25 protein-coding genes are annotated in these 21531 nt (G+C 65.5%); 10 read left to right on the top strand and 15 right to left on the bottom strand.

All coding sequences use genetic code 11. The features are described 5' to 3' along the window. Position 1 precedes the first annotated feature (1 nt). The 8 genes from AB1Z25_RS21195 to dapC form a co-directional block, all read right to left on the bottom strand. Positions 2-784, bottom strand: coding sequence for an MlaA family lipoprotein (locus tag AB1Z25_RS21195; protein WP_486636109.1), 783 nt, complete (start codon positions 782-784; stop codon positions 2-4). 16 nt (positions 785-800) lie between these two features. After that, on the bottom strand, positions 801-1094 hold the full coding sequence (locus AB1Z25_RS21190) for an STAS domain-containing protein (protein ID WP_107801056.1): 294 nt from the start codon (positions 1092-1094) through the stop codon (positions 801-803). Then, positions 1094-1720: an MlaC/ttg2D family ABC transporter substrate-binding protein gene (locus AB1Z25_RS21185; RefSeq protein ID WP_107801055.1), complete on the bottom strand. Its 627-nt coding sequence runs from the start codon at positions 1718-1720 to the stop codon at positions 1094-1096. Before AB1Z25_RS21185 ends, AB1Z25_RS21190 begins: the two co-directional genes overlap by 1 nt. An 89-nt stretch (positions 1721-1809) precedes the next feature. After that, the gene (gene mlaD, locus AB1Z25_RS21180; protein ID WP_107801054.1) at positions 1810-2283 is read right to left on the bottom strand and encodes an outer membrane lipid asymmetry maintenance protein MlaD; all 474 of its coding nucleotides are present in this window, start codon (positions 2281-2283) and stop codon (positions 1810-1812) included. Positions 2284-2294: 11 nt separating this feature from the next. Beyond that, positions 2295-3080, bottom strand: coding sequence for a lipid asymmetry maintenance ABC transporter permease subunit MlaE (gene mlaE / locus AB1Z25_RS21175; protein ID WP_107801053.1), 786 nt, complete (start codon positions 3078-3080; stop codon positions 2295-2297). Next, the gene (locus AB1Z25_RS21170; protein WP_199225948.1) at positions 3073-3891 is read right to left on the bottom strand and encodes an ABC transporter ATP-binding protein; all 819 of its coding nucleotides are present in this window, start codon (positions 3889-3891) and stop codon (positions 3073-3075) included. The genes mlaE and AB1Z25_RS21170 overlap by 8 nt, the downstream gene beginning before the upstream one ends. 380 nt (positions 3892-4271) lie before the next feature. Beyond that, positions 4272-5093 carry a 2,3,4,5-tetrahydropyridine-2,6-dicarboxylate N-succinyltransferase gene (dapD, locus tag AB1Z25_RS21165; protein WP_227108622.1) on the bottom strand — a complete coding sequence of 274 codons (822 nt, stop codon included), beginning with the start codon at positions 5091-5093 and terminating at the stop codon, positions 4272-4274. Positions 5094-5177: 84 nt separating this feature from the next. Continuing rightward, complete coding sequence (gene dapC, locus AB1Z25_RS21160; RefSeq protein WP_486636108.1) at positions 5178-6380, bottom strand: succinyldiaminopimelate transaminase; 1203 nt, start codon at positions 6378-6380, stop codon at positions 5178-5180. A 58-nt stretch (positions 6381-6438) separates the two neighbouring features. Between dapC and AB1Z25_RS21155 the strand changes: the two genes are divergently transcribed. Further along, positions 6439-7353, top strand: a complete 915-nt coding sequence (locus AB1Z25_RS21155) for a DMT family transporter (protein ID WP_486636107.1) — start codon at positions 6439-6441, stop codon at positions 7351-7353. Next, positions 7350-7922, top strand: coding sequence for a GNAT family N-acetyltransferase (locus tag AB1Z25_RS21150; protein ID WP_486636106.1), 573 nt, complete (start codon positions 7350-7352; stop codon positions 7920-7922). Before AB1Z25_RS21155 ends, AB1Z25_RS21150 begins: the two co-directional genes overlap by 4 nt. A 12-nt stretch (positions 7923-7934) precedes the next feature. Here AB1Z25_RS21150 and AB1Z25_RS21145 read toward each other — a convergent pair whose 3' ends face one another. Both AB1Z25_RS21145 and AB1Z25_RS21140 read right to left on the bottom strand, forming a co-directional pair. Then, positions 7935-8156 carry a SlyX family protein gene (locus AB1Z25_RS21145; protein ID WP_486636105.1) on the bottom strand — a complete coding sequence of 74 codons (222 nt, stop codon included), beginning with the start codon at positions 8154-8156 and terminating at the stop codon, positions 7935-7937. Between the two features lie 10 nt (positions 8157-8166). Beyond that, positions 8167-9480: a Na+/H+ antiporter family protein gene (locus AB1Z25_RS21140; protein ID WP_107801048.1), complete on the bottom strand. Its 1314-nt coding sequence runs from the start codon at positions 9478-9480 to the stop codon at positions 8167-8169. A gap of 336 nt (positions 9481-9816) precedes the next feature. On the opposite strand from AB1Z25_RS21140, the gene AB1Z25_RS21135 reads away from it, so the two are divergent. Together AB1Z25_RS21135 and AB1Z25_RS21130 are read left to right on the top strand one after the other, a co-directional pair. Continuing rightward, positions 9817-10113: a DUF2325 domain-containing protein gene (locus tag AB1Z25_RS21135; RefSeq protein ID WP_486636104.1), complete on the top strand. Its 297-nt coding sequence runs from the start codon at positions 9817-9819 to the stop codon at positions 10111-10113. Next, complete coding sequence (locus AB1Z25_RS21130) at positions 10110-10268, top strand: hypothetical protein (RefSeq protein ID WP_486636103.1); 159 nt, start codon at positions 10110-10112, stop codon at positions 10266-10268. Before AB1Z25_RS21135 ends, AB1Z25_RS21130 begins: the two co-directional genes overlap by 4 nt. A 15-nt stretch (positions 10269-10283) precedes the next feature. Here the strand turns inward: AB1Z25_RS21130 and rlmH are convergent, their stop codons facing one another. The 5 genes from rlmH to AB1Z25_RS21105 all read right to left on the bottom strand — a co-directional run bounded on the left by rlmH (position 10284) and on the right by AB1Z25_RS21105 (position 13886). Continuing rightward, complete coding sequence (gene rlmH / locus AB1Z25_RS21125) at positions 10284-10754, bottom strand: 23S rRNA (pseudouridine(1915)-N(3))-methyltransferase RlmH (protein WP_227105648.1); 471 nt, start codon at positions 10752-10754, stop codon at positions 10284-10286. Positions 10755-10829: 75 nt separating this feature from the next. Further along, positions 10830-11198, bottom strand: coding sequence for a ribosome silencing factor (gene rsfS, locus AB1Z25_RS21120; protein ID WP_019101317.1), 369 nt, complete (start codon positions 11196-11198; stop codon positions 10830-10832). A gap of 173 nt (positions 11199-11371) precedes the next feature. Beyond that, the gene (nadD, locus tag AB1Z25_RS21115; RefSeq protein ID WP_486636102.1) at positions 11372-12010 is read right to left on the bottom strand and encodes a nicotinate-nucleotide adenylyltransferase; all 639 of its coding nucleotides are present in this window, start codon (positions 12008-12010) and stop codon (positions 11372-11374) included. Between the two features lie 4 nt (positions 12011-12014). Continuing rightward, positions 12015-12593 (bottom strand): beta-class carbonic anhydrase, encoded by a 579-nt coding sequence (locus AB1Z25_RS21110; protein WP_107801045.1) that lies wholly within the window; start codon positions 12591-12593, stop codon positions 12015-12017. A 255-nt stretch (positions 12594-12848) separates the two neighbouring features. Continuing rightward, positions 12849-13886 carry a DUF2804 domain-containing protein gene (locus AB1Z25_RS21105; RefSeq protein WP_486636101.1) on the bottom strand — a complete coding sequence of 346 codons (1038 nt, stop codon included), beginning with the start codon at positions 13884-13886 and terminating at the stop codon, positions 12849-12851. A 160-nt stretch (positions 13887-14046) separates the two neighbouring features. Between AB1Z25_RS21105 and AB1Z25_RS21100 the strand changes: the two genes are divergently transcribed. The 6 genes from AB1Z25_RS21100 to aceE all read left to right on the top strand — a co-directional run bounded on the left by AB1Z25_RS21100 (position 14047) and on the right by aceE (position 21414). Then, a complete protein-coding gene (locus AB1Z25_RS21100) occupies positions 14047-14361 on the top strand; it encodes an ArsR/SmtB family transcription factor (protein WP_043589439.1) in 315 nt (104 codons plus the stop codon). Next, positions 14361-14792, top strand: a complete 432-nt coding sequence (locus AB1Z25_RS21095; protein WP_486636100.1) for a YeeE/YedE family protein — start codon at positions 14361-14363, stop codon at positions 14790-14792. Before AB1Z25_RS21100 ends, AB1Z25_RS21095 begins: the two co-directional genes overlap by 1 nt. 2 nt (positions 14793-14794) lie before the next feature. Next, the gene (locus tag AB1Z25_RS21090; RefSeq protein WP_486636099.1) at positions 14795-15223 is read left to right on the top strand and encodes a DUF6691 family protein; all 429 of its coding nucleotides are present in this window, start codon (positions 14795-14797) and stop codon (positions 15221-15223) included. Beyond that, a complete protein-coding gene (locus tag AB1Z25_RS21085) occupies positions 15220-16944 on the top strand; it encodes a SulP family inorganic anion transporter (protein WP_486636098.1) in 1725 nt (574 codons plus the stop codon). The genes AB1Z25_RS21090 and AB1Z25_RS21085 overlap by 4 nt, the downstream gene beginning before the upstream one ends. 57 nt (positions 16945-17001) lie before the next feature. Further along, on the top strand, positions 17002-18438 hold the full coding sequence (locus AB1Z25_RS21080) for a M48 family metalloprotease (protein WP_107801040.1): 1437 nt from the start codon (positions 17002-17004) through the stop codon (positions 18436-18438). Between the two features lie 312 nt (positions 18439-18750). Further along, complete coding sequence (gene aceE, locus AB1Z25_RS21075) at positions 18751-21414, top strand: pyruvate dehydrogenase (acetyl-transferring), homodimeric type (RefSeq protein WP_235085826.1); 2664 nt, start codon at positions 18751-18753, stop codon at positions 21412-21414. Positions 21415-21531: the final 117 nt, after the last annotated feature.

Here is a 21531-nt window from a genome sequence, read left to right as displayed (position 1 = left end):
TTTACTGCGCGGCGGAGGCCGCTGTCTTGTCGCCGGGCGCCGTCGCGGCGGGCGAGTCGACCAGTTCGTCCAGGCTGAAGGTGTCCGCCGGCTGGGTGGGGTTGGGCAGGCCCAGCTGCTGCGCGCGCAACTGCATATAGGCGTCGCGGGTGTAGCTGTACGGATCCAGCGCCGCGGTGCTGAGCATGGCTTCCACGCCCAGGTAGCGGGCGCGGGTGTTCACGCCGTACAGGCCGTAGAAGCCCACCGCCTGCCAGGTGGTGTCGTAGAACATTTTTTCCGGGCCCGGGCCGGCCAGCGAGGCGGTCAGGCCGGCGCCGTCGCGCACGGTGGAGGGGCCGAAGAAGGGCAGCACCAGATAGTTGCTGTCGTGCCAGCCCCAGGCGGCGAAGGTGTCGCCCAGCGTGGTCTTGTTGTTCTTCAGGCCGGCCTGGCTGGCGATGTCGATCAGGCCGAACAGGCCGAAGCCGGTGTTCATCGCCACTCGCATCACGTCGTTCAGCGCTTTTTCCGGCTCGGCGCGCAAGGCGTTGGACAGCGCGCTGTAGACGTCTTTGAGATTGTCGAAGAAATTGCTGACGCCGGTGCGCACCGGCGACGGCGTGACGGCCTTGTAGCCCTCGGCCACCGGCTTGATCACGTAGCGGTCGGCGGTGTCGTTGACCTGGTACATGGCGCGGTTATAGGGCTCGAAGCGGTCGTAAGGTACCGTCGGGTTGCTGGCGCAGCCGGCCAGCAGCAGCGAGAGCGCCAGGCAGGTCAGCGCGGGTTTCAGGGACGACATAAATCCTCTCCGCATATCAATCCGCCGCCGGGGCGGACAGCAGCTCCGCCAGCGAGTAAAGGTCCAGCAAGGCGCTGAGCCCGCTCGGCCAGTTTTCCAGCGACAGGGCGTGGCCGGCGGCGTCGGCGGCGCGGCGCGCGCCGAGCAACAGGGCCAGCGCGGCCGAGTCGGCGCCGGTCACGCCGGACAGATCCAGGCGCAAGGGCGCTTCGCCGGCGAGCTTGGCCAGCGGCGCGGCGAAGGGGCCGCAGCTGTCCATGTTCAGTTGGCCGCTGAGCCGGGCCTGGCCGGGGGCGGTGCGTTCCAGCATCAGGCGTTGCCCTTGGCGGGCGCGGCGGCGGCCGGCGCCGCGTTCTTGTTCTGCAGCAGCTTGATCAGACCGTCCACGCCGCTTTTGCGCACTTCTTCGTTGAAGGAGTTGCGATAGACGGTGACCAGGCTGGCGCCTTCCACGCTGACGTTATAGATCTTCCAGCCTTGCGCGCCTTTGTTCAGCGAATAATCCACCGCGACCGGGTTGGCGTTGCCCGGCAGGGTCACCGTGGTTTTCACGGTGGCGTCGCGGTCGCCGTTGCTCATCAGCGGGTTGGGCTTGACGTCGACCTGGGCGGTCTTGAAGCGGGTCATGGTCGCGGAATAGGTGCGCACCAGCAGGGTCTGGAATTGCTGGGTCAGTTGCGCGCGCTGTTCGGCGCTGGCCTGACGCCAGCCCAGGCCCACGGCCAGCGCGGTCATGCGCGGGAAGTCGAACATCGGCACCGCCACCGCTTCCGCCTGCAGGCGGATTTGCTTGGTGTTCTTGCCGTTGTCCTGTTTCAGCACTTCCAGCACCTGGCGGGAAGCGTCCTTGATCACGTCGGTGGGGGTGTCGCCGGCGGCTTGGGCCGCGGCGGACAGGCCGAACAGCAGACAGCAGAATGCGAGCAGTTTTTTCATCTTTTTTCCAATCGATTGCGAGTGAGCCGGCGGCGCGGGCAGCGCGCCGGCCGGCAGTGTGTTGCGGGGTGCCCCGTCTTTGTGCCGCGCTATTTGTCAGCGCTCTTGTTGCTATCGGTAAAGCCCGTTATGAACTTGCCGATCAATTGTTCCAGCACCATGGCCGAGGAGGTGATGGTGATGGTGCCGCCCGGGGCCAGATTGGTTTCCGAGCCGCCTTGCAGCATGCCGATATATTGTTCGCCCAGCAGGCCGGCGGTCAGGATGGACGCGCTGGCGTCGTCGCTGATCTGATAGGTCTTGTCAATATTCAGAGTCACGCGGGCGCGATAAGTTTTCGGGTTGAGCCGGATGTCGGCCACGCGTCCGATCACCACGCCGGCTTCCTTGACCGGCGCTTTGACCTTCAGTCCGCCGACGTTGTCGAAGTCGGCGTAGAGCACATAGGTCTGGTTGGCGCTTTGCGGGACCAGATTGGCCACTTTCAGCGACAGAAAGGTGACGGCGGCAATGCCCAGCGCCACGAAAATGCCTACCCACAAGTCAATAGTAGAGCGTTTCATTCGGGTTTTTCCTAGAACATGAAGGCGGTCAGGATGAAATCCAGCGCCAGGATGACCAATGCGGAGGTGACCACGGTCCGGGTGGTGGCGGCGGACACGCCGCTGGCCGTCGGAGTGGCGTCATAGCCTTCGAACACGGCGATCAGGGTGACGGCGACGCCGAAGCACAGGCTCTTGATCAGTCCGTTGACCACATCGAAATGCAGATCGACGTTGGCCTGCATCTGCGACCAGAAGGTGCCGACGTCCAGGCCTATCATCACCACGCCCACCAGGTAGCCGCCGAAGATGCCGACCACGTTGAACAGCGCGGCCAGGATGGGCATGGAGATCACGCCGGCCCAGAAGCGCGGCGCCACGACGCGGGCGATCGGATCGACCGCCATCACGCTCATCGCGTCCAGTTGCTCCGTGGTTTTCATCAGGCCGATTTCGGCCGTCATCGCGCTGCCGGCGCGGCTGGCGAACAAGAGCGCGGCCAGCACCGGGCCCAATTCGCGCAGCAGGGCCAGCGCCACCACCGCGCCCAGCGCGTCGGAGGAGCCGAATTTGGCGAGGGTGCTGTAGCCCTGCAGGCCCAGCACCATGCCGACGAAGAGGCCGGACACCAGGATGATGATCAAGGACATCACGCCGGCGAAGTAGACCTCGCGTATGGTCAGCTGCGGCCGCAGCAGGCTTTGGCCGCTGCCCCGCAGGATGGCCACCAGAAAGCGGCAGGCGAAGCCCAGCCGCCAGACGGCGTTGATGGCGAGATGGCCTAGTCTGCGCAAGGGCGCGGCGATCAGGTCAAGCATGGCGGCCTCCGTTGAGTCCCAGGTCGTCGGCGAGCGAGCGCTCCGCCGGATAGGCGTAATGCACCGGGCCGTCGGCCTCGCCCCAGATGAATTGGTGCACCCATGGCGAATCCGAATTGCGCACCTGGTCCGGCGTGCCCTGGGCGACGATTTCGCCGCCTGCGACGAAGAGCACGTGGTCCACGATCTCCAGCGATTTGTGCACGTCGTGGGTGACCATCACCGCGGTGGTGCCCAGCGCGTGGTTGAGCTTCTTGATCAGGTGGGCGATCACGCCCAGCGAGATCGGGTCCAGGCCGGTGAAGGGTTCGTCGTACAGCATCAGCTGAGGGTCCAGCGCGATGGCGCGCGCCAGCGCCACCCGGCGCGCCATGCCGCCGGACAGTTCGGCCGGCATCAGCTGCTGGGTGCCGCGCAGGCCGACCGCTTCCAGCTTCATGGTCACCAGGTCGCGGATCATGCTGTCCGGCAGCTTGGTGTGCTCGCGAATGGGGAAGGCGACGTTGTCGAACACCGACAGATCGGTGAACAGCGCGCCGAACTGGAACAACATGCCCATGCGGCGGCGGTGTTGATAAAGTTCGGCGGCGCTCATTTTGGCGACGCTCTTGCCGTCCACCAGCACCTCGCCGCTTTGCGGCCGGTTCTGGCCCGAGATCAGCCGCAGCAGCGTGGTCTTGCCGCTGCCGCTGCCGCCCATGACGGCCACCAGCTTGCCGCGCGGAATCGCGAGGTTGAGGTTTTTCAGAATGGGCCGTTCGCCATAGGCGAAGCTGACGTTTCTGAACTCGATGAAATTGTCAGAAGACACAAGTTTTCCAGATAGCATGCGTGAAGCCGCGGACGGCTTCGGTTGAAACGGCGGACCCGGAGCGGTGCGATGGCGGGCCGTTCAGGCAAAGCGGCTCTTGAAGCCCGTCGCCCAAGCTTTGGCGTTGCGCTGCGCCTTGGCTGGCGGCGCTTCGCGGCCTGGGCTGAGCGGTGCTTGGAGAGCGGCCGCTTTTTTGCCGATTCTTTTCGAACTGGAGATTTTATAGACTTGTCGTGGACTAGCCAAATTTCAACAGCATTCGCGATGCAAATATGCTGCATTGCAATGCGGCCGGAGACGCCGAGAGGCGACGACGGAGGGGAGAAAAGGCGGACGGCGGGGGAGCCGACCGTCCGCCCGAGCCGGCGGACGGCGGGGCCTTACACGCCGCGCAGCAGCTCGTTGATGCTGGTCTTGCTGCGAGTCTGAGCGTCCACTTTCTTGACGATCACCGCGCAGTACAGGCTGTGGCTGCCATCCTTGCTGGGCAGGTTGCCGGACACCACCACCGAGCCCGGCGGCACGCGGCCGTAGCTGACTTCGCCGGTTTCGCGGTCGTAGATCTTGGTGGATTGGCCGATGTAGACGCCCATGGAGATCACCGAGCCTTCGCCTACGATCACGCCTTCGACGATTTCCGAACGCGCGCCGATGAAGCAGTTGTCTTCGATGATGGTGGGGTTGGCCTGCAGCGGTTCCAGCACGCCGCCGATGCCGACGCCGCCGGACAGGTGAACATTCTTGCCGATCTGGGCGCAGGAGCCGACGGTGGCCCAGGTGTCCACCATCGCGCCTTCGTCGACGTAGGCGCCGATATTGACGTAGGACGGCATCAGCACGGTGTTCTTGGCGATGAAGCTGCCCTTGCGCGCCACCGCGCCCGGCACCACGCGGAAACCGGCTTCCTGGAAGCGGGCCGGGTTCCAGTCGGCGAACTTGGTGTCGACCTTGTCGAAGTAGCGGTTGACGCCGTCGTCGGAGATTTCATTGTCGCGGATGCGGAAAGACAGCAGCACCGCCTTCTTCACCCACTGGTTCACCACCCAGTCGGCGCCCTGTTTTTCCGCCACGCGCAGGCGGCCGGCGTCCAGCTCGGCGATCACCTGGCCGATGGCGGCCTTCAGTTCGGCGGAGACGGTGGCGGGCGTGATCTCGGCGCGCTTCTCAAACGCTTCTTCGATCAGGGTCTGGATCGGATGCATGGTGTTCAGTCCTTTGGCAATGTGGATGGAAGTCGTCATTCAATTCGCTTTCAAGCGGCCGCGCCGGAGGCGGGCCGCGTGGATTCAGGGGGTCTGGCGCTGCCGGCGCTCGGTGAAGGCGACGATGCGCTCGACGCCGGCCACGCATTCCTCCTGCGTGGCCACCAGCGCGACGCGGACATAGCCGGCGCCGGGATTGACGCCGTGGGCCTCGCGCGCCAGGTAGCTGCCGGGCAGCACGGTGACGTGTTCTTCGGCGAACAGCGCCTTGGCGAAGTCTACATCATTCCCGTCCGGCACCTTGGCCCACAGGTAGAAACCGGCGTCCGGGCGGCGCACTTCCAGCCCCATCGCCAGCCGCGGGGTGACCGCGTCGAACTTGGCGATGTATTGCGCCCGGTTGGACTCGACGTGATCCTCGTCGTTCCAGGCCGCCACGCTGGCCGCCTGTATCGTCAGGCTCATCGCGCTGCCGTGGTAGGTGCGGTAGAGCAGGAATTTCGCCAGGAGCGCCGCGTCGCCGGCGACGAAGCCCGAGCGCATGCCCGGCACATTGGAGCGCTTGGACAGGCTGGTGAACATCAGCAGCCGCTCAAAGCCGCGTCCCAGCTTGCTCGCCGCCTCCAGTCCGCCCAGCGGCGGCCGGCCGAAGTGGATTTCGGAATAGCACTCGTCGCTGGCGATGACGAAGCCGTAGCGGTCGGACAGCTGGAACAGGGTTTCCCAATCGGCCAGCGACATCACCGCGCCGGTGGGATTGCCGGGGCTGCACACGATCACCAGCTGGGTGCGTGCCCACACCGATTCCGGCACCTGGCTCCAGTCCGGCTGGAAGCGCTGTTCGGCCAGGCAGTTGACATAGTGGGGCTCGGCGCCGGCCAACAGTGCCGCGCCTTCGTAAATCTGGTAAAAAGGATTCGGGGATATCACTACCGGCGCAGGCTCCGCGCTTGCGTCGATCACCGTCTGCACAAAAGCAAACAAGGCTTCACGGCTGCCGTTGACCGGCAGTATCTCGCTTTGCGCATCCAGGTTCAGATCATAACGCCGCCGCATCCAGGCGGCGCAGGCCTGGCGCAGCGCTTCGCTGCCCAGCGTGGCCGGGTATTGCGACAAGCCGCCCAGATTGGCTATCAGCGCCTGTTCCACCAGCGCCGGCGTCGGGTGCTTGGGTTCGCCTATCGACAGGTTGATGTGCGCCTTGTCCGCGGGCGGCGTCGCGCCGGCGAGCAGGGCGCGCAGGCGTTGAAACGGATAGGGCTGCAATTGGGCCAGGCGAGGGTTCACGGGTATCTCCAGGAAAGCGGGCGCAAGCAAACGAACAGCGAACATCTTAAGAACAGCAATGACACCTGTAAAACAAAAGTTTCTGGCCACCACCGGCATTCTGACCACCGCGCTGGTGTGGGGGCTGATGTGGTATCCCTTCCGCAGCCTCAATCAAAGCGGAGTCAGCGTGGCGATGACCTCGCTGGTGGTCTATCTGGTGGCCATCACCCTGGGCGTGATCACCTTTTTCGACGTCTACCGCCGCCAATTCCGGCTGCAGCCGGTGTTGCTGGTGCTGACCGCGGTGTTCGGCTGGTGCAACTACAGCTATACCTGGGCCGTGTCCGAGGGACAAGTGATGCGGGTCTTGCTGCTGTTCTACCTATCGCCGCTGTGGACGGTGTTCCTGTCGCGGCTGATCCTGAAGGAGCGCCTGACCCGCAGCGGCTGGCTGGTGGTGGCCCTGTCGCTGCTCGGCTGCTTCATCTTCATCTATCGTCCCGGCCTGTTCGCCGGGGAGCTGCCGCTCAGCCATCGCTACGAATGGCTGGCCTTGTCCGGCGGCATGGCCTTCGCGCTGGGCAATGTGATCAGCCGCGGCGCCCAGTCCATTCCGGTGCCGGTCAAATCGGCGTCGATCTGGTTCGGCGTGGCGTCCATCGGCGCGATCAAGCTGGCGCTGGCCGGGCAGTTGGGCGGTATCCTGGAGATACCGCCGCAAAGCTGGCTGGTGCTGGGCATCCTGGGCGTCACCTTGCTGTGCACCAGCGTGATATCGCAGCACGGGGTTTCCATTCTGCCGGCGACGCAGACGATGACGTTGATGCTGATGGAGTTGTTGTTCGCGGCGGCGTCGGCCTATTTGCTGGCCGGCGAGGCGATGACGCCGCGCGAATGGGCGGGCGGCGCCTTGATCGCCAGCGCCAGCCTGTTGTCCGGACGCATGACCAGGAAGCCGGGGACGGCGCAATTGAAACAGGAGGCAGCATGATTACGATCAGACCGATGAACGACGACGATTTCGAGCGTTTCTGGCCGGTGTTCCACGCGGTGGTGGCGGCCAGGGAAACCTACGCCTTCGATCCGGAGATGACGCGGGAGCAGGCGCGCGAGCTGTGGTTGCGGCTGCCTTTGCACACGCTGGTGGCGGAGGAGGACGGCGCGCTGCTGGGCTCGTATTTTCTCAAGCCCAACGCCGCCGGCCCGGGCGGCCATGTCTGCAACTGCGGCTATATGGTGGCCGAGGCGGCGCGCGGCAAGGGCGTGGCGCGGCTGATGTGCGAGCATTCGCAGCAATTGGCGCGGGACAGCGGCTTCCTGGCGATGCAGTTCAATTCCGTGGTGGCCAGCAATGAGGTGGCGGTGGCCTTGTGGCGCAAGCTGGGCTACGAGCAGGTGGGGCGTTTGCCGCGCGCCTATCGTCACGCGCGGCTGGGTCTGGTGGACTGTCTGGTGATGTACAAATGGCTGGGGCCGGAGCCGGCGGACATGCCGGAGCCGGCGCCGTTGATCGGCCGCAAGAATATCGAGGCGGTGGTGTCGCGGCGGCGGGGTGCTTGAGCCGCCTGCTCCTCAATAGTGCGGCGGAATCTCGTCGCGCAGGCTGAGGCCGGACGCGGCGTCGTCCGGCTGGGCCTGACGGAATTGCTGGTAGAGCAGACGCATCTGCTGTTGCAGCAACTCCATGTCTTTTTGCTGGCGCGCCACGGTGGCGTTCAGCGCGTCCAATAGTTCGTCCTGGAAGGCGAGCTTCACTTCCATTTCGGCCAGGCGGGCATCGATTTGATCATCCATGCCGGCCATTCTACAACACCATGGCCGCGATCCAGCCGGCCGCCAGCACAGGCAGGTTGTAGTGCAGGAAGGTGGGCAGCACGGTGTCGCGGATATGGTCGTGCTGGCCGTCCACGTTCAGGCCTGAAGTCGGGCCCAGCGTGGAGTCCGAAGCCGGCGAGCCGGCGTCGCCCAGCGCGCCGGCGGTGCCGATGATGGCCACGGTGGCCAGCGGCGAGAAGCCCAGGTGCATGCACAGGGGCACGTAGATGGCGGTGAGAATGGGCACGGTGGAGAAGGACGAGCCTATGCCCAGGGTCACCACCAGGCCCACCAGCAGCATGGCGAAGGCGGCCACGCCCTGATTGCCGGCGAACAGGCCGGCGCTGGCGGTCACCAGCGCGCCCACCTGGCCGGTGGCTTTCAGCACTTCCGCGAAGCCCTGGGCGGTGATCATGGTGAAGCCTATCATCGCCATCATCTTCATGCCTTCGTTGAACAAACCGTCCGCGTCCTTCCATTTCACCACGCCGGTGGCGAGGAAGAGCAGAAAGCCCGCCAGCGCGCCCATGATCATCGAATCGGTATACAGCTGCACCGCGAAGGCCAGCGTGATCGCCAGCAGCGCGGTGGCCAGCGATTTGCGGCTGACCTTGGCGCGGGTGCGTTCGGCGTTTTCTATCTTGCCCAGCGCGTACTGGCGCGGTTTGCGGTAGCTGACCAGCACCGCCCACAGCAGGCCGGCCAGCATGCCCAGCGCCGGTATCGCCATCGCGTGCATCACATTGACGCCGCGCACGTCCATGCCGGATTTGGCGATGTTGCCGAGCAGGATCTGCTTCAGAAAGATATCGCCGAAGCCCACCGGGAACACCATATAGGGCGTGACCAGGCCGAAGGTGATCACGCAGGCGACCAGGCGGCGGTCCAGGTGCAGCCGCGCCATCACATAGAGCAGCGGCGGCACCAGCAGCGGGATGAAGGCGATGTGGATGGGAACCAGGTTCTGACTGGCGACGCTGACCAGGGCCAGCAACAGGATCAAGGCCCATTTCAGTTTGCCTTGCGCGCCGCCTCGTTCCAGCCGCTTGATCGCCAGATCCGCCATCGCGTGGGGCAGGCCGGATTTGGCGATGGCAAGAGCGAAGGCGCCCAGCAGGGCGTAGGACAAGGCCACCGCGGCGCCGCCGGTGATGCCGTTGTTGAAGGCTTCCAGCGTGCGGGACAGAGACAGGCCGCCGCTAAGACCGCCGATCAAGGCGCCGAGCAGCAGGCTGATGACGACGTGGGTGCGCAAGAGCGCCAGCCCGAGCATGACGATGACGGCCAGAAGAACTGCGTTCATTTGTATATACAGATCAATAGGTTGGGCGGATAGGCCGAGGGCGCGCAGCGTAGCGGGTTTCGGTTTTTCTGTCGATAGTTTTGCTGGCAAGGACGGGGGGAGGGGCGCGAGATGAGGCCCGCCGTGGCGGCGGAGGCGGCGTCTTGTTTTACCTAGAGATTTCAAAGGTTTGCCGATTCATCGTCGCGGAGGATGACGCGATGGGATCGCGGCGGCATTTATATATTTATTGGAAATAAAAAACTAATTTTATATATCTTTACTGCGCCATTACATCGGCTTAGAGTGAGGACATGTCAAGGCGGCGTGCCGCGCCGCGCGAGAAGGAGGTGGCTGATGAACGCTCTGCTGATAGGCGCGGACAGCTTGGGGAATATTCCGGCGGTTCTGCAAAGCTACGATATCCGGATTTCCCGCCACATCTGCGGGCGCAACGTCGTGCATCAGCGCAAGGCGCCGCTGCCGGGCAAGCCGGATCTGTTGATCCTGCTCACCGATTTCCTGGGACACAATGTGATGCGCAATTACCGGGACAGCGCCCACGCGCTGGGCATTCCGGTGGTGGCCTGCCGCCGATCCGCCACCGCGGTGGAGCGGCGTTTGCAATATGAGGGCTGGAGGAAGCTGCCATGATTTTTTCAGGCAATGAAAATTGGTTGGACAGCCTGGCGCGCGCCGAGGGCTCGGCGCTGCCGCTGCGCGAGGATTCCGTCACGGTGGAATGGGCCGGATTGGCGCCGCAGCCCTTGCCGCCGCCCTTGGCGGCCCAGGTCTCGCCGCCGGCTTGATCCGCCAGCGTCCGTCTATTCGCGATGGTAGGGGTGGTTGTTGAGAATGGAATAGGCGCGGTAGATCTGCTCGGCCAACATCACCCGGACCATGCCGTGCGGCAGCGTCATCGCGGACAGTTGCAGCAGCACGTCGGCGCGTTGTTTCAATTCCGCGGCCAGGCCGTCGGCGCCGCCGATGATGAAGGCCACATCGTCGCCGCCGGCCATCCATTCCTTCAGGCCTTCGGCCAGCCGCACCGAGGTCCAGTTCTTGCCGCGCTCGTCCATCACCACCAGCCGCGCGCGCGGCGGAAGGGCGGCGAGCAGCCGCTCGTGTTCGGCGGCGATGCCTTTTTCGGCGGTGACGCCGCCGCCGCGTTTCTCCGGCTTGATTTCTTTCAGTTCCAGCGTGATGTCGCGGCCAAAGCGCTTGGCGTAATCGCCGTAGGCTTCGTCGACCCAGCGTGGCATCTTGGTGCCGACGGCGAGAATAGTGATTTTCATCGTGTGTGAGCCAGGGAGTAAAACGCAAACGGGGACTTGCGTCCCCGTTCTTGATGGCGGCTTAGCGCAGCCGGATCAGGTCGCCGACCACGGACGGCCGCCGGCCGGCAGGAAGCTGGGCTTCTGACCGCCCCACAGCGCTTCGATGTCGTAGTAGTCGCGCACCGCGGGCAGCATCACGTGCACCACCACGTCGCCGGCGTCCACCAGCACCCATTCGCCGCTTTCGTGGCCTTCGCTGCCAACGATGTCCACGCCGGCTTCCTTCAGCTTCACGTGCACGCTGTTGGCCAGCGCCTTGACCTGGCGGTTGGAGTCGCCGGTGGCCACGATCATGCACTGGAACAGCGAGGTCAGCTTGCTGGTGTCCAGTTCGATGATGTCCTTGCCCTTGACGTCTTCCAGGGCTTCGATCGCCAGCTTGGCAATGTCTTGCACTTCCATAATGTCCTTTTCCTATGCGGGGTCCGCGTCGGCCAGAGCCGGCGCAAAGCGGCCGCAAAATGGCGGGCGGGCCGGCGCGCGCAAGCGGCCGGCAGACCCGCCGTATTGCTTTTAAAGTGAATCGCTGCCGGCCGTCTGCTGACGGCCTGGCGGAAAGTGGCCGGACACGGCGGCTACACTGTCTGGTATAGCCGGTGTTGGCGGATATAGGCCAGCACCGCGGGTGGCAGCACATCGTCCACCGCGTCGCCGCGCGCCAGGCGCTGGCGGATGTCGGTGGCCGCGATGTCCACCGGCGGCAAGGCCAAGGGGCGGATTGTACCGGATGCGGTTCGATTTGAAAAATCAGAGACTTGCCGGGCGCGCCACAAGGGCCGCACCGGCGCAGGCAGCGAGGCGGGATTGAAGCCGGGGCGCAAGGCTACGGCCAGGTTGGCGAAACGCAACAGTTCGTCCCAGCGCTTCCAGGTGTGCAGCGTGGCCAGCGAGTCGCCGCCGATCAAAAACCACAATTCGGCGGCGGGGCCCAGCTCGGCGCGCAGTTCTTCCAGGGTGTCTATGGTGTAGGCCGCGCCGGGGCGGCGCACTTCGCGCTCGTCCACCGTCAGCCGCGGATGATCCGCCGCCGCCAGCTCCGCCATGGCGAGGCGCTGGGCCGGCGCGGCGTACGGGCCGTGGCTGCGATGATAGGGCCGGCCGGCCGGAATCAGCCTGACCTCGTCCAGCGCCAGCTCCGCGGCGAAGGCGTTGGCCATGCGCAGGTGGGCGTTGTGGATGGGGTCGAAGGTGCCGCCGAACAGGCCCAGACGCACCGGCTTACTCCGGAGCGTCGTCGTTCTGGTAGCCGTCGACGATGACTTCCAGCCGGCCGGTGGACGGATGGATCACCATGCCGTGCACCGGAACGTCCTTGGGCATCAGCGGATGGTTGCGGATGGTGTGCACGGTGTGGCGCACGCTGTCGGACACGTTGTCGAAGCCCTTCAGCCAGCCGTCCAGGTCGATGCCGGCCGCGCGCAGCGTGGCGATGGTGTCTTCCGACACGCCGCGTTCCATCGCATGGTCCAGCACGCGCTGCGGATCGACCGCGCGCATGCCGCAGTCGCGGTGAGCGACCACGCAGATCTCGTCGGCGCGCAGTTCGTATACGGCCATGATCAGGCTGCGCATCACCGAACCCCACGGGTGGGTGATCAGCGCGCCGGCGTTCTTGATCAGCTTGGCGTCGCCGTTCTTCAGGCCCATGGCCTTGGGCAGCAGTTCCACCAGCCGGGCGTCCATACAGGCCAGGACGGCCAGGCCTTTGCCGGGGAATTTGTCGGTCTTGAACTGCTCGTATTCGCGGTTTTCCACGAAGTGGCGGTTGTGTTCGAGCAGAGCGCTTAATCTATCCATGATGGCAATCTCCTACTGAGAGTCTGTTCATGAGCGTTCTGGCGCGGAGACGCAAAAGGATCATGGACAGGCTCTGACGCGGCATTGGGTCGTTTAGAGAAAATACTCGGTTGCGGGCGCATCCTACCACTGTTGTTCCGGCCGGTCTTGTGTTTTCGCAAACCAGGGATTTCCCTGACTACAGCAGGGAATTTCGATGAACTCCAGACAATGGCGGCGAATGGGCGCTGGCGCGCCGCATCGAGCGGGCTACGCTCACCAACGCGACAGATGGTCCTCGGTCACGCCGAGCAAGTCGTCGACCACATGGACGGCGCCGTTGTCCGGGTCGCGGATCTGGCCGTTGAAGCGGCCGATAGGCTGCACATAGCGGCTGGCGGCGATCAGCAGATTCTTGTCTTCGCGGCGCGCCCCCTCCGGGGCGAAGCTCAGGTCCAGCAAGCCGTTGTCGCTCTGCATGCGCCAGCCCAGCAGCGGATCCTCCGGCTGGTAGTCGAAGCGCACCGGCCCCAGCCGGATCAGTTTGCCGCGCAGCCAGGCGGCGTTCTCGGTGTCGCCCATATAGCCTTGCTGCAGATTGAAGCCCAGTTCCAGCGAATGCGCGCTGGCCCAGCGCCAGCGGGTTTCCCGCGCCAGCAGGCCGTTGGAATAGTCGAGCGCCGCCACCGCGCCGTCCAGCGAGTAGCGCCGGTCCTGGCAGTCGGCGAAGCCGCTGATCCTGAGGCCGCCGCTTTTATGGGTGGAGTGGGCCAGCCAGTTGGCCGGCGCGATCACCGCCAGCACCGGCGGCATGTCCGTCAATTGAATGTGCGCGGCCAGCTTCAACTGTGGCGAGTCCACCGCCAGTTCCAGCCGCTCGCCGTCGCGGTGGAAGCTCAGCCGGCAGCGGCCGGCCTGGAAGGCGGCGTCGCCGAAGGCGCGGTCTTCGATTCGCGTGGACAGGCCGGGCAGGCCGTTGGCGCTGGCGGCGGCGATGACTTCGCCGCTCTTGCGGTCGAACAGATAGGCGAAGGCGGTGCCGGTCCAGCCGACGTCGACGATGGCGACGCCGATGAAAAAGGCCGGGTGGGCGATGGCCGCGTATTGCCAGCGCTTGTGATGCAGCCGGCGCGTCAGCCTTTGGTAAGGCGTGGTTTTCAGCGCGCGCCAGTCCAGCCGCTCGATGATGCCCTGGTACACGCCGAAGGCGGGAATGCCGCGCTCGTGCACCAGTTGCCTGGGGGCGGGCGGGAGGAGGGTGGAGGCCATGGCGGTGCTGGGCCGGGCCGGCGCCGCGGCTGGAAATAGGTTCATGGCCTTGAGTCTACAACAGTTTTTCCCGGTGCGATGGTGACTGATAGGCCATGTGGCGACGGGCGGACAGTGTGGCGCGGCGGTAACAGTTAGTTGATTTACATTATATTATAAAACATAATGTTTGCGACGCCGGATCGCGGCGGCGGGAGAACGAAATATGGATTTGAACATGCTGCGCGCCAATGCCGGCCGCGCCGCCTTATTGTTGAAGGGCCTGGCCAACGAGGACAGGCTGCTGCTGCTGTGCCAGCTGGTGGACGGCGAGAAATCGGTGTCGGAGCTGGAGCGTCTGACCGGCATCCGTCAGCCCTCTTTGTCGCAGCAGTTGGGCGTATTGCGCAATGAGGGCCTGGTGGCGACGCGGCGCGAAGGCAAATGGGTGTATTACAGCGTGGCCAGCGCCGACGCCCTGGCCTTGCTGAACGCCTTGCACGCGCTGTTCTGCGCCGACCAGCCGGCAGGGGCGGCGTGATGGTCGTGGATTGGGCGGTGTTCACGCCGTGGTCCGCCCTGTCGGGCGGGGCGTTGATAGGCGCGGCGGCGGGCTGGTTGGCTCTGTCGCACGGCCGCGTCGCCGGCATCAGCGGCATGGTGGCCGGCCTGCTGGGACGGCGGGCGGACTGGCGCGCGCGCTTGGCCTTTCTTCTGGGCCTGACGGCCGCGCCGGCGCTGTGGTGGCTGGCGGCGGGCGAATTGCCCGTCGTCAAGATCGAGGCCGGTGGCTTGCGCTTGCTGGCCGCCGGCTTGCTGGTGGGCCTCGGTGCGGGCCTGGGTTCCGGCTGCACCAGCGGCCACGGCGTTTGCGGGCTGGCGCGCATGTCGCCGCGCTCCTTGGCGGCGACGGCGGCCTTTATGTTCGCCGGCTTCGTGGTGGTGGCCGTGTTCAGACATTGGGGGGCGTGAAGATGGCGGCGGAGTGGAAGCGCTTATTGTCGATGGTGGGCGCGGGCCTGTTGTTCGGCCTGGGGCTGTTGCTGTCCGGCATGGCCAATCCGGCCAAGGTGCTGGCCTTTCTGGATCTGGGCGGCGCTTGGGACCCCAGCTTGGCGTTGGTGATGGCCGGCGCTGTCGTCGCGGCCTGGCCGGCTTTCCATCTGGCCGAGCGCCGCCCGCGCGCGTTCTTGGGCGAGCCGGCGTCTTGGCCGGCCAAGACGCCGCTGACGCGCCGGCTGATAGGCGGCAGCCTGTTGTTCGGCATTGGCTGGGGCCTGGCCGGCATCTGTCCGGGGCCGGCCTTGTTGCTGGGCGGCATGTTGTCGCCGCAGAGCGCTTGGTTTTTGCCGGCGATGGCGGCCGGCCTGTGGCTGGCCGGACGACTGGAGCGGCGCGGATGAGGCTTTGGTTGCCTGCCTGGCTGCGCGGCTACCGGCGCGCTTACTTGCCGGGGGATCTGGGCGCGGGCCTGGTGGTGACCCTTTTGCTGGCGCCGCAAGGGCTGGCTTACGCGCTGGTGGCCGGCTTGCCGGCGCAGGCGGGTTTGTACGCCAGCATTGCGCCCTTGCTGATTTACGCGCTGGCCGGCCGCAGCCACGCGCAGTCGGTGGGGCCGATGGCGATGACTTCCTTATTGGTGGCGGCCACGCTGTCGCGGCTGGCCGAGCCGGGTTCGGGAGATTATCTGGCGCTGGCCATCGGCCTGGCGCTGTTGTCCGGCGCGATGCTGGCGGCGCTGGGCCTGCTGAGGCTGGGCTTCGTCGCCGATCTCTTGTCCGAGCCGGTGCTGGCGGCCTTCACTTCGGCGTCGGCCTTGCTGATCGTGTTGTCGCAGCTGGCGCCCTTGCTGGGCGTGCAGGCCGGCGGCGCGTCCTTGCCGCAGCTGCTGGCCGGGCTGTGGCGAGCGGCCGAAGGGTTCAATTCCGCCGCGCTCTTGCTCGGCGCTCCGGCCTTGGCCTTGCTGCTGCTGGCGCGTTGGCTGGGTGAACCGCTGCTGCGCCGCTGTGGCCTGAGCGCGCCGGTGCGGCAATTATGGCTGCGGCTGGCGCCGCTATTGGCGGTGCTGCTGGGCATGGGGCTGGTGGCCGGCCTGGATTTGCGCTCCGCCTTGCCGGTGGTGGGCGAGATCCCGCCGGGCCTGCCGGCGCCGACCTGGCCGGGGCTGAGCCTGGAGCAGTGGTCGCAGTTGGCCTTGCCGGCCTTTTTCATCGCGCTGATCAATTACGTGCAGAGCCTGGCGGTGGCCCAGGCGCTGGCGCAGCGCCGCGGCGACGAGGTGGATCCGGACCGGGAGCTGTTGGCGCTGGGCCTGTGCAATATCGGCGCCGGCCTGTCCGGCGGCTTCCCGGTCACCGGCGGGCTGACCCGCTCCATGGTCAACGCCGAGGCCGGGGCCCAGACTCAACTGGCCTCGGTGATCGCCGCCCTGGGCCTCATGCTGCTGGCCGGCTTCGCCGCCGCGGCGCTGGCCTTGCTGCCGCTATCGGTATTGGCGGCGATGATCATCGCCTCGGTCAGCGCCATGATACGTTTCGACAGCCTGCGCCTGGCCTGGCGCGTCGATCGCGCCGATGCGGCGGCGTTCGCGCTGACCTTTGTTCTGGTGCTGTGGCTGGGAGTGGACTCCGGCATCGTCGCCGGCGTGCTGATGTCGCTGGCGGCCATGTTGTGGCGCAGCAGCCGGCCGCATATCGCCGAACTGGGCCGGCTGCCGGGCAGTCATCATTTCCGCAATCGGCTGCGTTTCGCGGTGGAGAGCCTGCCCGGCGCGCTGTTTTTGCGCGTGGACGAAAGCCTGTTCTTCGGCAACGCCCGCCAGGTGCGCGGCGAGACGCTGCGCCGGCTGGCCGCCCAGGCCGGAAGCACGCGATTGGTGCTGATCATGAGCGCGGTCAATCGCGTGGATACCAGCGCCTTGCTGATGCTGGCGCGGCTGGACGCGGAGCTGGCGGCGCGCGGCGTGACGCTGCACCTGGCCGAGATCAAGGGGCCGGTGGCGCAGCGGATGGAGGGCGGCGGCCTGTTGGCCGGTTTCAACGGCCGCGTGCACTTGAGCGCGCAAGCGGCGTGGGAGGCGCTGACCGCGCCGCGGCGGGACGGCGGGGACGCTCATACTCTTTGACAGTTGATGTTGCGCCGCCTCATGCAACTTGTGGGCGAACCTGGCTATCATAGCCGGATGACCAAACAGACCCTGCTGGCCGGCGTGCTGGCGCTGAGCTTGTTGCACCCGTCCGTCAGCTATGCCGATTTGCCCGATCTGGGCGAGGTGTCGGACGCCTCGCTGACGCTGGCGGATGAAAACCGCATCGGCCGCCAGGCCTGGCGCGCCATGCTGGAGGCGGGAGACATCGTCGACGATCAGGAGGTCAACGATTACCTCAACGATATCGGCGGCCGGCTCTCCAGCGGCGTCAAGCTGCCCGGCGTCGGTTTCACCTATTTCTGCGTCAACGACAGCGGCATCAACGCCTTCGCCATGCCCGGCGGCTATATCGGCATCAATATCGGACTGCTGCTGGCGACCCAGAGCGAAGGCGAGCTCGCCTCGGTGCTGGGGCATGAAACCGCCCACGTCGCCCAGCGCCACATCGCGCGGATGAAGGCGGCCAGCAGCGCCACCAGTCCCTTGCTGTTGTTGGGCACCATCATCGCCGCCGCGCTGGCGGCCAAGGCCGGCAGCGGTCAGGGCGCGATGGGCGTGGTGTCCGCCGGCATGGGACTGTCGATTTCCAACCAACTGGCGTTTTCGCGCGATTTCGAACGCGAAGCCGACCGCGTCGGCATGCAATACATGAGCCAGGCCGGCTTCGACGTGCGCAGCATGCCGGCTTTCTTTCAGCGGCTGCAGCTGAACGAGCGTTACAGCGACAACGCGGCGCTGGCCTTCCTGCGCACCCACCCGGTGACGCTGGAGCGCATCAGCGAAGCGGAAAACCGCGCGCTGGACTACCCGGTGAAGATGCGCGCCGACAGCGTCGATTACCTGCTGGTGCGCGAGAAACTGCGCGCCGCGACGCTGACGCCGGACGAAGGGGAGCGCTATTACGAGGCGGCGCTGGACCGCGGCCTGTACCTGAACGAGGGCGCGCAGTGGTATGGTCTGGCCCAGGTCAAGCTGCGTCAGCGCGATATCGCCGGCGCGCGCCAGGCGCTGGCCAAGGCGCGGACCAAGCTGCCGGACCACCCGATGCTGCGGGGCCTGGACGTGGCGATAGAGCGCGAACGCAAGGACTGGCCGGCCGCCCGCAACGCGGCGCGCGCCGGGCTGGCCCGTTTTCCGCAGAGCCTGTCGCTGCAGTTGCTGGACATCGACGTCGCCATCGCCAGCGGCGACAGCCAGGGCGCGCTGGCCCTGATCAAGACCCAGCTGAGCCGCCATCCGGACAATCCGGGCCTGTATCGGCGCCAGGCCAGCTTGTACGCCGACCGCGACCCGCTGCGTTACCACGCGGCCTTGGGCAACGCCTTCTATCATGAACAGCGCTACCAGCCGGCGATGGAGCAGTTCCAACTGGCCGGCAAGGCCAAGGGCGACGATTTCTACCTGCGCTCCTCAATCGAAGCGCGCATCCGCGAACTGGACCGGCTCGTCCGGGACGAGAGAAAGAAGTAAGCGCGCAACTGAAACGAATGTTTCAATTTGCGACAGTAAATCGCAAAAAAACAACATGGTGCGGCGCAATAACCGCTGTTTTCCGCCCCGAAACAAGCGTTAGTACGCTTGACCTATTCCTTTGTGAAAGCCGGAAGACGTACACTTGCTCAAGATACGGCGCTCTTTTCGCAAATGAACATTTTTATTTGCGATTGCGTTCGTTTATAATCTGAAGCTAATAAATAGGTTCGAATTCGAGCCGATTGCAATAACGCGGGGCCGCGCAGTGCTACATACGGCCCCCGATCCACCTTGCTGTGAGGACCAGAGATGGCTGCAACTTTCCCTGACGATATCGATCCGTTGGAAACCCAGGAATGGACTGAAGCGCTGGAGTCGGTGCTGGATGCCGAAGGCCCGGAACGCGCGCATTACCTGTTGGAGAAACTGGTCGAGCGCACCCGCCGCCGCGGCGCCCATCTGCCGTTTGACGCCACCACCGCATACCAGAACAGCATTCCGCTCGGCAAAGAAGTGAAGTCGCCGGGCAACCACGAGATGGAGCATCGCATCCGCTCGATCAACCGCTGGAACGCCGCCGCTTTGGTGCTGCGCGCCGGCAAGAAGGATCTGGAGCTGGGCGGCCACATCGCCTCCTTCCAATCCTCCGCCACCCTGTACGACGTGGGCTTCAACCACTTCTGGCGCGCCCAGAACGATGAGCAAGACGGCGACCTGATCTACTTCCAAGGCCACATTTCCCCGGGCGTGTACGCGCGCGCCTTCATGGAAGGCCGCCTGTCCGCCGAGCAGCTGGACAGCTTCCGCCAGGAAGTGGACGGCAACGGCCTGTCCTCCTACCCGCACCCGTGGCTGATGAAGGACTTCTGGCAGTTCCCGACCGTGTCGATGGGCCTGGGCCCCTTGATGGCCATCTACCAAGCCCGCTTCCTCAAGTACCTGGAAAGCCGCGGTCTGGCCAAGACCCACGGCCGCAAAGTCTGGTGTTTCTGCGGCGACGGCGAGATGGACGAGCCGGAATCCCTGGGCGCCATCTCCATGGCCGCCCGCGAAGGCCTGGACAACCTGATCTTCGTGGTCAACTGCAACCTGCAGCGTCTGGACGGCCCGGTGCGCGGCAACGGCAAGATCATTCAGGAGCTGGAAGGCGACTTCCGCGGTTCCGGCTGGAACGTGCTGAAAGTGATCTGGGGCTCGCGTTGGGACCCGCTGCTGGCGATGGACAGCAAGGGCCTGCTGAAGAAGCGCATGGACGAGTGCGTGGACGGCGACTATCAGACCTTCAAATCCAAGGACGGCGCTTACGTTCGCGAACACTTCTTCGGCAAGTACCCGGAGCTGCGCGAAATGGTCGCCAATATGTCCGACGACGAGATCTGGGCGCTGAACCGCGGCGGCCATGACCCGCACAAGGTGTACGCCGCCTACCACGAGGCGTCCAACAGCGCCAACGGCCGTCCGACCGTGATCCTGGCCAAGACCATCAAGGGTTACGGCATGGGCGCGTCCGGCGAAGCCAAGAACATCGCGCACCAGGCCAAGAAAATGGATCTGGATTCGCTGCGCAAATTCCGCGACCGCTTCGGCATTCCGGTGTCCGACGAGGATCTGGCGAACGTGCCGTACTACCTGCCGGCCGAAGACAGCCCGGAAATGAAGTACATGCGCGAACGCCGCGCCGCGCTGGGCGGCTATCTGCCGGCCCGCAAGCCGGTGACCACCGCGCTGCAAACGCCGGAACTGTCCGTGTTCGACGCGCAGCTGCAAGCGTCCGGCGACCGCGAGTTCTCCACCACCATGGCCTTCGTCCGCATGCTGGGCACCATCATGAAGGACAAGAACATCGGTCAGCGCGTAGTGCCCATCGTGCCGGACGAGTCCCGCACCTTCGGCATGGAAGGCATGTTCCGCCAGTACGGCATCTGGTCCACCCAGGGTCAGAACTACGTGCCGCAGGATCATGACCAGCTGATGTTCTACAAGGAATCCAAGGACGGCCAGATCCTGCAGGAAGGCATCAACGAGCCGGGCGCGATGGCCGACTGGATCGCCGCGGCGACCAGCTACGCCAACAGCAGCCAGCAGATGATTCCGTTCTACATCTATTACTCGATGTTCGGCTTCCAGCGCATCGGCGACCTGGCCTGGGCCGCCGGCGACATGCGCGCCCGCGGCTTCCTGCTGGGCGGCACCGCCGGCCGCACCACGCTGAACGGCGAAGGCCTGCAGCACGAAGACGGCCACAGCCACATCCAGGCCGGCCTGATCCCGAACTGCATCAGCTACGACCCGACCTTCGCCTACGAACTGGCGGTGATCGTGCAGGACGGTCTGCGCCGCATGTACGCGGAGCAGGAAGACGTCTTCTACTACCTGACCCTGATGAACGAAAACTACGTTCACCCGGCCATGCCGGCGGGCGCGGAAGAGGGCATCCTGAAAGGCATGTATCTGCTGCAGGACGGCGGCGACGCCCAGGTGAAAGTGCAGCTGATGGGCTCCGGCACCATTCTGCGCGAAGTGATGGCCGCGGCCGATCTGCTGAAGGCCGACTTCGGCATCGGCGCCGACATCTGGAGCGTGACCTCCTTCAACCAGCTGCGCCGCGACGGCATGGAAGCCGAGCGTCACAACCTGCTGAACCCGACCGCCGAAGCGCGGGCCTCCTACGTGGCCCAGCAGTTGTCCGGCCGTCAGGGTCCGGTGGTGGCCGCGACCGACTACATCCGCAACTACGCCGACCAGATCCGCGAATACGTTCCGGGCCGTTACGTGGTGCTGGGCACCGACGGCTTCGGCCGTTCCGACAGCCGCGCCAACCTGCGGTCCTTCTTCGAGGTGGATCGCTACCACGTGGCCCTGGCGGCCTTGTCCGCACTGGCGCGCGACGGCAAGATCGAAGCGTCCAAGGTGGCCGAGGCGATCGCCAAGTACGGCATCAAGACCGACAAGCTGCCTAGCTGGAAGGTGTAATCGCAGAGTGGAAGCCCCGGTTCAGGCCGGGGTCTTCCGCCTTTGCATGGCAAGCGAATCTGTAGCGGATATCCGGCGGCAAGCCCCGACAGGGGCTTCCGCCTTACGAATGGAAAG

It is taken from the genome of Chromobacterium sp. HL1, from assembly GCF_057418835.1.
This window is presented reverse-complemented; position numbering and strand designations above follow the sequence as displayed.

Excerpts from the sequence above, each read along its gene's own strand:
- dapD (WP_227108622.1), bottom strand. The coding sequence starts at position 5,093 with ATGCATCCGATCCAGACCCTGATCGAAGAAGCGTTTGAGAAGCGCGCC.
- AB1Z25_RS21190 (WP_107801056.1), bottom strand. The coding sequence starts at position 1,094 with ATGCTGGAACGCACCGCCCCCGGCCAGGCCCGGCTCAGCGGCCAACTG.
- AB1Z25_RS21140 (WP_107801048.1), bottom strand. The coding sequence starts at position 9,480 with ATGAACGCAGTTCTTCTGGCCGTCATCGTCATGCTCGGGCTGGCGCTC.
- aceE (WP_235085826.1), top strand. The coding sequence starts at position 18,751 with ATGGCTGCAACTTTCCCTGACGATATCGATCCGTTGGAAACCCAGGAA.
- AB1Z25_RS21130 (WP_486636103.1), top strand. The coding sequence starts at position 10,110 with ATGATTTTTTCAGGCAATGAAAATTGGTTGGACAGCCTGGCGCGCGCC.
- AB1Z25_RS21080 (WP_107801040.1), top strand. The coding sequence starts at position 17,002 with ATGACCAAACAGACCCTGCTGGCCGGCGTGCTGGCGCTGAGCTTGTTG.
- AB1Z25_RS21155 (WP_486636107.1), top strand. The coding sequence starts at position 6,439 with ATGACACCTGTAAAACAAAAGTTTCTGGCCACCACCGGCATTCTGACC.
- AB1Z25_RS21135 (WP_486636104.1), top strand. The coding sequence starts at position 9,817 with ATGAACGCTCTGCTGATAGGCGCGGACAGCTTGGGGAATATTCCGGCG.
- mlaD (WP_107801054.1), bottom strand. The coding sequence starts at position 2,283 with ATGAAACGCTCTACTATTGACTTGTGGGTAGGCATTTTCGTGGCGCTG.
- AB1Z25_RS21195 (WP_486636109.1), bottom strand. The coding sequence starts at position 784 with ATGTCGTCCCTGAAACCCGCGCTGACCTGCCTGGCGCTCTCGCTGCTG.
- AB1Z25_RS21105 (WP_486636101.1), bottom strand. The coding sequence starts at position 13,886 with ATGAACCTATTTCCAGCCGCGGCGCCGGCCCGGCCCAGCACCGCCATG.
- AB1Z25_RS21100 (WP_043589439.1), top strand. The coding sequence starts at position 14,047 with ATGGATTTGAACATGCTGCGCGCCAATGCCGGCCGCGCCGCCTTATTG.
- mlaE (WP_107801053.1), bottom strand. The coding sequence starts at position 3,080 with ATGCTTGACCTGATCGCCGCGCCCTTGCGCAGACTAGGCCATCTCGCC.
- AB1Z25_RS21150 (WP_486636106.1), top strand. The coding sequence starts at position 7,350 with ATGATTACGATCAGACCGATGAACGACGACGATTTCGAGCGTTTCTGG.
- rsfS (WP_019101317.1), bottom strand. The coding sequence starts at position 11,198 with ATGGAAGTGCAAGACATTGCCAAGCTGGCGATCGAAGCCCTGGAAGAC.
- AB1Z25_RS21185 (WP_107801055.1), bottom strand. The coding sequence starts at position 1,720 with ATGAAAAAACTGCTCGCATTCTGCTGTCTGCTGTTCGGCCTGTCCGCC.
- AB1Z25_RS21110 (WP_107801045.1), bottom strand. The coding sequence starts at position 12,593 with ATGGATAGATTAAGCGCTCTGCTCGAACACAACCGCCACTTCGTGGAA.
- AB1Z25_RS21095 (WP_486636100.1), top strand. The coding sequence starts at position 14,361 with ATGGTCGTGGATTGGGCGGTGTTCACGCCGTGGTCCGCCCTGTCGGGC.
- AB1Z25_RS21145 (WP_486636105.1), bottom strand. The coding sequence starts at position 8,156 with ATGGATGATCAAATCGATGCCCGCCTGGCCGAAATGGAAGTGAAGCTC.
- AB1Z25_RS21090 (WP_486636099.1), top strand. The coding sequence starts at position 14,795 with ATGGCGGCGGAGTGGAAGCGCTTATTGTCGATGGTGGGCGCGGGCCTG.
- AB1Z25_RS21085 (WP_486636098.1), top strand. The coding sequence starts at position 15,220 with ATGAGGCTTTGGTTGCCTGCCTGGCTGCGCGGCTACCGGCGCGCTTAC.
- rlmH (WP_227105648.1), bottom strand. The coding sequence starts at position 10,754 with ATGAAAATCACTATTCTCGCCGTCGGCACCAAGATGCCACGCTGGGTC.